Annotated in this window: 9 protein-coding genes; 1 reads left to right on the top strand and 8 read right to left on the bottom strand. The window is 73.9% G+C overall.

Annotated features, from left to right (window positions below; all coding sequences use genetic code 11):
• The coding region (locus ABD879_RS22110) for a hypothetical protein (RefSeq protein ID WP_345023445.1) at positions 1 to 768 on the top strand (768 nt) is incomplete at its 5' end.
• A 79-nt stretch (positions 769 to 847) separates the two neighbouring features.
• On the opposite strand, the gene ABD879_RS22105 is transcribed toward ABD879_RS22110, so the two are convergent.
• The 8 genes from ABD879_RS22105 to ABD879_RS22070 all read right to left on the bottom strand — a co-directional run bounded on the left by ABD879_RS22105 (position 848) and on the right by ABD879_RS22070 (position 9,224).
• Positions 848 to 1,519 (bottom strand): bifunctional DNA primase/polymerase, encoded by a 672-nt coding sequence (locus ABD879_RS22105; protein WP_378270664.1) that lies wholly within the window; start codon positions 1,517 to 1,519, stop codon positions 848 to 850.
• A gap of 212 nt (positions 1,520 to 1,731) precedes the next feature.
• A complete protein-coding gene (gene hemB, locus ABD879_RS22100; protein ID WP_345023443.1) occupies positions 1,732 to 2,721 on the bottom strand; it encodes a porphobilinogen synthase in 990 nt (329 codons plus the stop codon).
• Between the two features lie 63 nt (positions 2,722 to 2,784).
• Entirely contained in the window at positions 2,785 to 4,314 is a 1,530-nt protein-coding gene (locus tag ABD879_RS22095) for a bifunctional uroporphyrinogen-III C-methyltransferase/uroporphyrinogen-III synthase (RefSeq protein WP_345023446.1), read from the bottom strand.
• A 124-nt stretch (positions 4,315 to 4,438) separates the two neighbouring features.
• Entirely contained in the window at positions 4,439 to 5,365 is a 927-nt protein-coding gene (gene hemC, locus ABD879_RS22090) for a hydroxymethylbilane synthase (RefSeq protein WP_345023442.1), read from the bottom strand.
• Positions 5,362 to 6,681, bottom strand: coding sequence for a glutamyl-tRNA reductase (locus tag ABD879_RS22085; protein ID WP_345023440.1), 1,320 nt, complete (start codon positions 6,679 to 6,681; stop codon positions 5,362 to 5,364). The genes hemC and ABD879_RS22085 overlap by 4 nt, the downstream gene beginning before the upstream one ends.
• Before the next feature lie 34 nt (positions 6,682 to 6,715).
• Positions 6,716 to 7,456: a redox-sensing transcriptional repressor Rex gene (locus ABD879_RS22080; RefSeq protein ID WP_345023438.1), complete on the bottom strand. Its 741-nt coding sequence runs from the start codon at positions 7,454 to 7,456 to the stop codon at positions 6,716 to 6,718.
• 229 nt (positions 7,457 to 7,685) lie between these two features.
• Entirely contained in the window at positions 7,686 to 7,937 is a 252-nt protein-coding gene (locus ABD879_RS22075; RefSeq protein WP_345023437.1) for a glutaredoxin family protein, read from the bottom strand.
• A gap of 15 nt (positions 7,938 to 7,952) precedes the next feature.
• The gene (locus ABD879_RS22070; protein ID WP_345023435.1) at positions 7,953 to 9,224 is read right to left on the bottom strand and encodes a putative quinol monooxygenase; all 1,272 of its coding nucleotides are present in this window, start codon (positions 9,222 to 9,224) and stop codon (positions 7,953 to 7,955) included.
• Between the last annotated feature and the right edge of the window lie 49 nt (positions 9,225 to 9,273).

Here is a 9,273-nt window from a genome sequence, read left to right as displayed (position 1 = left end):
GACGTGGGCGGCGCGGGAGGCGCGGCGCTGGCGCTCGGCGGCGGTGGCGACGACAAGAAGACGGCGCAGCCGCCGCCCTCCCCGGCGACGTCCGGCACGCCGACCCCGGCCCTGCCCGTCGGCCCCGGGCCGGTGAACCCGGCGGCCGCGGCGGCGCTGGCCGCCCAGGTCGAGCAGGCCGTGGCGCGCACCCCGAGCGGCGCGTTCAGCTACCGCCGCACGGGCGGTTCGGCGATCAAGGCGCAGGGGTCGTTCGCGCAGGCGACCGCGGCCTCGCCCGCATACCAGATGTCGGTGTCGGGGCAGGGCGCGAACGTGCGGCGCACCGCCCAGGCGCGGCTGGTGGCCGACACCACCTACCTGCGGTCGCGCAACACGTGGCGTCCCGCCGGCAACAACCCGCGGACGCGCGGCTACGTCAACCTGGTGTCGCACGTGCGGTGGAGCAGCTCGGTGTCGAACGTGACGACACTGCTGCGGACGAGCACGTCCCTGCGCAAGACGAACGCTTCGACCTACCAGGGGACGGTTCCGCTGGCGCGGCTGTCGCAGGCGCCCGGGCTGGGCCCCCTGTACGCGGAGGTGGCCAGGGCGACGGGCGCCCAGCAGGTGACGTTCGTGGTGCAGTTCGACAACGCGATGCGTCCCCTGCAGGTGCGGGTGAGGGCCGCGGGCCCCGGCGCCAAGCCGCGCTCCCAGATGCTGCACACCAGCTACTCGCGGTGGGGGCAGAAGGTCTCGATCCCGGCCCCTCGCGGCGCGGGCTGATCCCCCCGGGGAGCCGTCCCATGGGACCTGAGGGGCCGCCCCCGGGTCCTGTCACACGACCCCAGGGCCGCGGCACGCCTCAGATGGCCTCACAGCTGTCGGAGAGGACCTCCAGCAGCCGCAGCGGGTCGGGCAGCGGGGAACCGTCCGGCGGACGCACCCAGGTCACCTCACGCCCGTACGGGAGCACCGAGGGCGGCGCCACCACGTAGCTGTCACGGCAGTGCCAGCGCATGCCGGGCGTCTCGGTCACCGTCTCGGGGAAGCAGTCCAAGTGGCACGACCACCACTCGTCCTCGTCCACGGGCGCGCCACGGGTGGCCACGAAGAACAGGTACCGGTCGTCGCCCAGCGACGCCACGGGGCCGACCGGCAGCCCCTCCTGGGCGATGCGCGACAGGGCCAGCACCCCGGCGGCGGCGGGCACGTCGAACACGTCGAACACCCGGCCGGTCGGCAGGATGATGTTGGCGTCGGGACGTTCGCTCCACCAGCGGTTCAGCACCTCGACGTCGACGCTGGCCTGCATCGCCCACGTCGCCGCCACCGGGTGCGCCGCCGGGTCGGGACACCCGATGCGGTCGCACGAACAGGCCCGGTCGCCGTCGCCCGGATGCGCGCCCGGACTGCAGGGCCACCCCAGCCCCGCGTAGTCGCGCGCCGCCGCCGCCATGTCGCGCTCGCGCTGGCGTTTGCCCGCCTGCCGCCTACGGGACTTGCCCCGTCGTTTCCCGCCGGTGACCGCCAGCATGATGCCCCCTCACCCAACGCCGTACACGGGCCGTTGCTATCGATGATGCCGCTCACGCCGGAAGGCGGAGACAGCAACCCCCCGCAAACGACCCCAATTGACTAGGCAGGCATCACCTGGCGGGTAGCCGGGCCCAGGAACACGGGCCCAAGGACGCCCGCATCCCAGGGGCTCTCGGGCCCAGTGCACGGCGGGCCGGAGGACGCCGGGGCTCAGCGGTCGCGCAGGCGGCGGGCCACCTCGGTCGCCCAGTAGGTGAGGATGATGTCGGCGCCGGCCCGGCGGATCGCGATCAGCGACTCGTCGATGGTGCGCTCGCGGTCCAGCCAGCCCTTCTCCGCGGCCGCCTCGATCATCGCGTACTCGCCGCTGACCTGGTAGGCGGCCACCGGCACCCGCACCGCGTCGCGCACGCGCCGCACGATGTCCAGGTACGGGCCGGCGGGCTTGACCATCACCATGTCGGCGCCCTCGTCCAGGTCCAGCAGCACCTCGCGCAGCGCCTCCTCGGCGTTGGCCGGGTCCTGCTGGTGGGACGAGCGGTCGCCGAACTGGGGCGCGCACTCGGCGGCGTCGCGGAACGGCCCGTAGTACGCCGAGGCGTACTTGGCCGAGTACGCCAGGATCGCCACGTCCCGGTAGCCCGCGGCGTCCAGCGCCGAGCGGATCGCGCCGACCTGGCCGTCCATCATGCCGGACGGCGCCACCACCGCCGCCCCGGCGTCGGCCTGCGCCACCGCGATGGAGGCGTACCGCTCCAGGGTGGCGTCGTTGTCGATCTCGCCGCCGGGGGTGAGCAGGCCGCAGTGCCCGTGGTCGGTGTACTCGTCCAGGCACAGGTCGGTCATGACGACCACGGCGTCGCCGAGGTCGGAGGCCAGGTCGCGCAGCGCCAGCTGGACGATCCCGGCCGGGTCGTCGGCGGCCGAGCCGGTCGCATCCTTGACCGCGGGCACGCCGAACAGGATCAGCCCGCCGACGCCGGCCTCGGCCGCCTCGTGCGCGGCCTTGCGCAGGCTGTCGCGGGTGTACTGGACGACGCCGGGCATGGACGGCACCGGCTGCGGCTCGGTCACGCCCTCCTTGACGAACATCGGCAGCACCAGGTCGGCCGGGGCGAGCCGGTGCTCGGCCGCCAGGCGGCGCAGCGCGGGGGTGCGGCGCAGCCGCCGGGGCCTGGCGACGGGGAACTGTGCGGACATCTTCTCCTCCAGGGCCGCGGGACGGCGCCCGGCGGCCCGGGCTCGACGGGTGGGCCGGGGCGGCTACCTGCGGCGGCGCGCGCCCCGGCGCATCTGGCTCGGCTTGCGCAGCGGCGCGCCCGACTCGATCTGGGCGGCCCTGCGATTGGCACCGTACTCGGCCAGCGCCTCGGCCAGGGCCGAGACCGACGGCTTGGGCGCCATCACGTCCACGCGCAGCCCGTACTCCTCGGCGGTGCGCGCGGTCTGCGGGCCGATGCAGGCGATCACCGTGACGTTGTGCGGCTTGCCCGCGATGCCGATCAGGTTCTTCACCGTGGACGAGGAGGTGAACAGCACCGCGTCGAACCCGCCGCCCTTGATCGCCTCGCGGATCGGGGCGGGCGGCGGCGCGGCCCGCACGGTGCGGTAGGCGGTGACGTCCTCGCACTCCCAGCCCAGCTCGGTCAGCCCGGCGATCAGCGTGTCGGTGGCGATGTCGGCGCGCGGAAGCAGCACCCGGTTGATCGGGTCCAGGTCCTCGTCGTAGGGCGGCCACACCTTGACCAGGCCCTCGCTGGACTGCTGCCCGGCCGGCACCAGGTCGGGCTGCACGCCGAACTCCACCAGCGCCTTGGCGGTCTGCTCGCCGACGGCGGCGACCTTCAGCCCGGCGAACGCGCGCGCGTCCAGCCCGTAGGCGGCGAACTTCTCGCGGATGGCCCGCACGGCGTTGGTGGAGGTGAACACCACCCACTCGTAGCGGCCGGTGACCAGGCCCTTGACGGCCCGCTCCATCTGCTGCGGGGTGCGCGGCGGCTCCACCGAGATCGTGGGGACCTCCTCGGGCACCGCGCCGTACTCGCGCAGCTGCTCCGACAGCGAGGCGGCCTGCTCCTTGGTGCGCGGCACCAGCACCCGCCAGCCGAACAGCGGCTTGGTCTCGAACCACGACAGGGTGTCGCGGCGGCGCACCACGTCCCCCACGATGATCATCGCGGGGGACTCCATGCCCTTGGTGTCGGCGGCCAGCCGCTGCAGGGTGGACACCACGGTCTCCTGCTCGGTGGTGGTGCCCAGGCTGGTCATCGCGGCGGGCGTGCTGTCGGGGCGGCCGACCGCCATCAGCCCCTTGGCGACCTCGCCCACGGCGCCCTCGGCGCCCAGGATCACCAGCGTGACGTCCGGGGCGGCGAACCGCTCCCAGTCGACGCCGCCGTCGGAGGCGTCGACGATCCGCACCTCGCGGTGGTCGGGGTCGGTCAGCGGGATGCCCGCGTAGCCGGGCACGCCGGTGACGGCCGACACCCCGGGGACGATCTCGAACGCGACGCCGGCCTTGGCCAGCGCGTCGCCCTCGGCGGCCAGGCCGCAGCCCAGCCCGGGGTCGCCGTGGAACAGCCGGACCACGTACGCGCCCTCGCGGGCGGCGCGCACCGCGGTCTCGACGGGGTCGGCCTCGGCGGTGTCGGCGACCTCCACGTCCGGGCGGCAGTGCGAGAGGATCTCCGCCGGGCAGTAGGCCCGGTTGACGACGACCAGGTCGGCGCGCTCGAGCGCGGCGACGGCGCGCAGCGTCAGCAGGCCCGGGTCGCCCGGGCCCATGCCGACCAGTGCGACGCGGCCGGGGTCGGCCGTCCGGTCGTCGGTCCGGTCGGCCGCGTCGGTCGTGCCGGCGGCATCGTTCTTCCCGGCCGGGCCGGCGCCGGCCGGAACGGTCGCGGTGACCGCGGTCTGCTCATCGGGGTTCAATGTCGCGTTCCCCCATCACCTGGTCGGCTCCCCGGTCGAGCAGCCGGGCGGCGAGCTCGCGGCCCAGCTCCTCGGCCCGCTCGGGGGAGCCGCTTGCGGACAGCCGGATCTGGCGGCTGCCGTCGTGCGCCACGACGGAGGCGGTCAGATGCAGCTTTTGGTCTACTTCGGCAGCGTATGCTCCCACAGGTGCCGAACATCCCGCTTCCAGCACGGCGAGCACCGTGCGTTCGGCCGTGACCGCCCTGCGTGTCGCCGGGTCGTCGACCGCCGCCAGCAGCTCGCGCAGATCCTCCCGGTCGGCCCGGCACTCCACGGCCAGCGCGCCCTGCCCGGGGGCGGGCAGCATCTCGTCGGGGTCGAACACCTGGGCCACCTCGTCCAGGCGGCCGATCCGCCTCAGCCCGGCGTAGGCGAGCACCACCGCGTCCAGCTCCCCGGAGCTCACCTTCCGCAGCCGGGTGTCGGCGTTGCCGCGGATCGGGACGACCTCCAGATCGGGGCGCAGCGCCTTCAGCTGCGCCACCCGGCGCGGCGAGCCAGTGCCGACCCGCGCGCCGCGCGGCAGATCGGCCAGCTTGGCGGGGCCGCACAGGGCGTCGCGGGGGTCGTCGCGGCGCGGTATGGCGGCCAGCGCGATCCCCTCCGCCGGCGCGGTCGGCAGGTCCTTCAGCGAGTGCACCGCGAAGTCCACCTCGCCGGCCAGCAGCCGGTCGCGCAGGGCGTTGACGAACACCCCGGTACCGCCGATCTGCGCGAGCAGCGCCCTGGACACATCACCCTCGGTGGTTACCCCCACCAGCTCCACCGCATGCCCCGTACGCTGGGACAACGCGTCGCCGACGAGTCCGGACTGGGTCATGGCCATCAGGCTGCGACGCGTTCCCAGACGCAGCGGCGCTCGCTCGTTCACGACTCGGTTCCTTCGGTGATGTCGGCGCGCGTGACCGCCTCCGGCGCCTTGGGGTCGAGGTCGAACAGCCGGCGGAGCGCGTCGGCGTAGGTGTCCCCGCCCGGCGCCGAGGCCAGTTCCTTGACCCGCACGGTCGGCGCGTGCAGCAGCTTGTCCACGACCCGGCGCACCGTGTGGGCGATCTCACGGCGGGCGCGCTCGTCCAGGTCGGGCAGGCGGCCGGTGAGCCGGGCCAGCTCGGCGTCGACCACCTCGGCGGCCTTGCTGCGCAGCGCCACCACGGTGGGCGCCACGGCGGCGGCGCGGGCGGCGCCGAGGAAGGCGGCCACCTCGTCGGCGACGATGCGGCGCACCGCCTCGATCGCCTCCGGCCCGATCGCGTCGGCGGCCTCCTGGGCGGTGCGCAGGTCGTCCAGCCCGGCCAGGGCCGCCTCGGGCAGCGCCCGCACGGCGGCCGGGTCGATGTCGTGCGGCAGCGCCAGGTCGAGGAAGAAGCGGCGCCGCCCGTCGCCGGCCAGGCCCTGCAGCTGGTCGGCGGTCAGCACCAGCCCGGTGGCGCCGGTGCACGAGACCACCAGGTCGGCCTCGGCCAGCGCCTCCTCCAGCCGGGACAGCTCCACCGCACGGGCGGGCACCTGCGCCGACTCGGCCAGCCGGGCGGCCCGCTCGTAGGTGCGGTTGGCCACGATGATCTCGCGGGCGCCGGCCCGGGCCAGCGTCGCCACGGCCAGTCCGCTCATCGAGCCGGCCCCGACGACCAGGGCGCGGACGGCGTCCAGCGGCCCCAGGTGCGCGGAGGCGACCTGCAGGCCCACGCTGACCAGCGACGCGCCGACCTTGTCGATGCCCGTCTCGTGGTGCGCGCGCTTGCCGACACGCAGCGCCCGCTGCAGCACGTCGTGCAGGGTGCGGCCGATGGTGCCCTCGTCCTGGGCGAGCCGGAACGCCTGGCGCAGCTGCCCGAGGATCTGCCCCTCGCCCACGACCATGGACTCCAGGCCGCACGCCACCGAGAACACGTGCTGGATCGCCCGGTCCTCGTAGTGGACGTACAGGTGCCGCGACAGGTCGTCCAGCGGCACGCCCGAGTAGCGCGACAGCAGCTCGGAGATGCGCGACACCCCGCCGTGGAACTTGTCGACCACGGCGTAGACCTCGACCCGGTTGCAGGTCGACACGATCACGGCCTCCGCCACATGAGGGGAGTCGCTCGTCTCGTGGAGCAGCTTGACCAGGGAGTCGCCGGACACCGACACGCGCTCCAGCAGCGGTACCGGCGCGCTGCGGTGACTCACCCCGACCACCAGCACGCTCATCGGCACTCCACCCTTTCGCAGACCCTCGGCACTGTCATAGTTCAACCGCCTCTACGTACTGAGCGGTCCCCGACGGTCGATCGCCATCGCCCGCCGCCTCGTAACCGCCCGGCCCACCGGCCTTGCGCTGCTCGTGGAATGCCAGGATCTGCAGCTCGATCGACAGGTCGACCTTGCGCACGTCGACCCCGTCGGGCACCGACAGCACCACGGGGGCGAAGTTGAGGACGCTGGTGACCCCGGCCGCGACCACCCGGTCGCACACGCTCTGGGCGGCGGCCGCCGGTGTCGCGATCACGGCGATGGACACGCCGCGCTCGGCGATCACGTCCTCCAGCCGGTCGATGTGCTCCACGGTCATCCCGGCGATCTGCTGCCCGACGATGGCCTCGTCGGCGTCCAGCAGACCCGCCACGCGGAACCCGCGGGAGGCGAACCCGCCATAACCGGCCAGCGCACGCCCCAGGTTACCCACGCCGATGATGGCCACGACCCAGTCCTGGGTGAGGCCCAGCTCACGGGAGATCTGGTAGACGAGGTACTCCACCTCGTAGCCCACCCCGCGGGTGCCGTACGACCCCAGATGCGACAGGTCCTTGCGCAGCTTGGCGGAGTTCACTCCCGCCGCCGCCGCGAGCTCCTCGGACGAGACGGTGGCCACTCCGCGCTCCTGCAGGGCGTGCAGTGCCCGCAGGTAAACCGGCAGGCGTGCCACGGTGGCCTCTGGGATGCCGCGTTCGGCGCGGTCGCGGTTGCGAGTCTGTCGTGATGTCACGGCCTGCTCTTCGGGGGCTCGACTCTGCGGGTGGGGCCGCTGGCCCCTGCCCCCCAGGTTAAGCCTTTGTGAATACATGCACGAAGTCACCCCCCGGCCGAGCGTTCTACGGCACCTCTCTGCGAAGTGCCGCAAACCCCCTTTTACGTGGGGCGTTCCTCATGAGGCCGGACGAAACGCTGTGACGAATCGGACGTCGTCGATCATCGGACAACGCCGTACAACGCCGTCAGCGGCCGCGCAATTCCTCGATCGCCGCGCGCAGCCGGTTCTCGTCGACCCGCCAGAAATCGTGCTGCACCCCGTTGATCAACGTCACCGGGATCTGCTCCCAGTACCGGCGGGTGTCCTCCTCGGACCGGGTGATGTCGCGCTCCTCCCAGCGCACCCCGGTGTCGGCGGCGACCCGCTCGATCACCGCGCGGGCGTCGTCGCACAGGTGGCAGCCCGGCTTGCCGAGCAGAGTGATCACGATGTCCATGGGTCCGGTACCGGGTCAGGAGAAGTCGGGCACGCCGTGCGCGGACGGCGGTCTGGACTGGGGCAGCGGCGGCAGCTTGGCGCTGCCGAGCCGCACCTCGATCACGTTGGTGGCCAGCACGTGGGTGCGCGACTCGGCCAGGAAGCGGCGCAGGTGCGGCCGGCCGCGGTGCGCCGCGAACGCCGCCTCGTCGCGGAACAGCTGGTAGAAGATGCGCTGGGTGGGGGCGCCCACCACCTCGTGGCAGGCGAAGATCACCATGTCCGGCTCGGCGGCGATGACCGCCTGCACCAGCTCGTCGGCCAGCCGGTCGAACGCCTCCTCGCGCCCGTCCAGCAGCGTGTAGACGGTGATCTGGCCGCACGCCGTCGACGCGCCCCGGCCGGCGGCTCCGGCCGCCGCGGCGGCCACCGCGTCGTCCACCGTGGACGACGGGGAGGGCTGCTCGGGGAAGCGCAGCTCCTCGACCTGCTGCTCGGGGAAGCGCAGCTCCCCGCGCTTGCCGGCGGGCGGCGCGGCCTTCGCGGCCGGGGCTGCGGCCGGGGCCTGCTCGGCCGCCGCGCCGTACGGCTGGTCGGCGTAGCCGCGGTCGCCGTAGCCCTGCTCGTCGTAGCCCTCGTCGTCGTACCCGGTGGCGGGCTCCTCGCCGTCGTAGTCCGCCTCGTCGTCGGCGTAGACGGGGATGGTGCGCGTCGCGCCGTACCACACCAGCCCGGCGGCGGCGCCGAGGGCCAGGATCGCCAGCGGGGCGGGCAGCAGCCCGCGGCTGCCGCTGACGACCAGCACCCCGGCCAGGGCCACCAGCGCGACCGGGATCAGCAGCTCGCCCGCCTCGCGGTCCTGCTTGCTCGCCAGGACGGCGGTGAAGGCCGCGCACGCCACCAGCGCGACGACCGCCACCACGTGCGCGCCGTCCACCAGCAGCAGCGGGATCGCGTCGTAGGTGTCGCGGGGCTTGGGCAGCGCCTTGCTGAACGAGCCGCGCAGCGGGTCGACCAGCAGGATGACGGTGGCCACCACCGAGTACGACACCGCGAACAGCCAGGCCGCGAAGCGCACCTGGACCACGCGGGCGATCAACTCGATCATGCCCAGCGCCAGCCAGACCGGCGCCAGCAGCGCCGCGCCGAGCTCGCTCACCCGGAACAGCGGACCGGCCCAGCCGACCAGGAAGCCGATCGCCATGGCGGCCAGCGCCAGGCTCAGCCCGACCATGGTCACCGACCACGCGATCAGGTACAGCGACCGGTCCTTGGAGGCGCGCGAGATCAGCAACCCGGTGGCCACTAAGGCACCCAGGGTCGCCGGCAGCGCGAGAAGAGCATCCACCATCGCG

The organism is Actinomadura keratinilytica (assembly GCF_039539665.1).
GTDB lineage: Bacteria > Actinomycetota > Actinomycetes > Streptosporangiales > Streptosporangiaceae > Spirillospora > Spirillospora keratinilytica.
The sequence above is the reverse complement of the archived record's forward strand: the minus strand, read 5'-3'. Positions and strand labels throughout refer to the sequence as shown.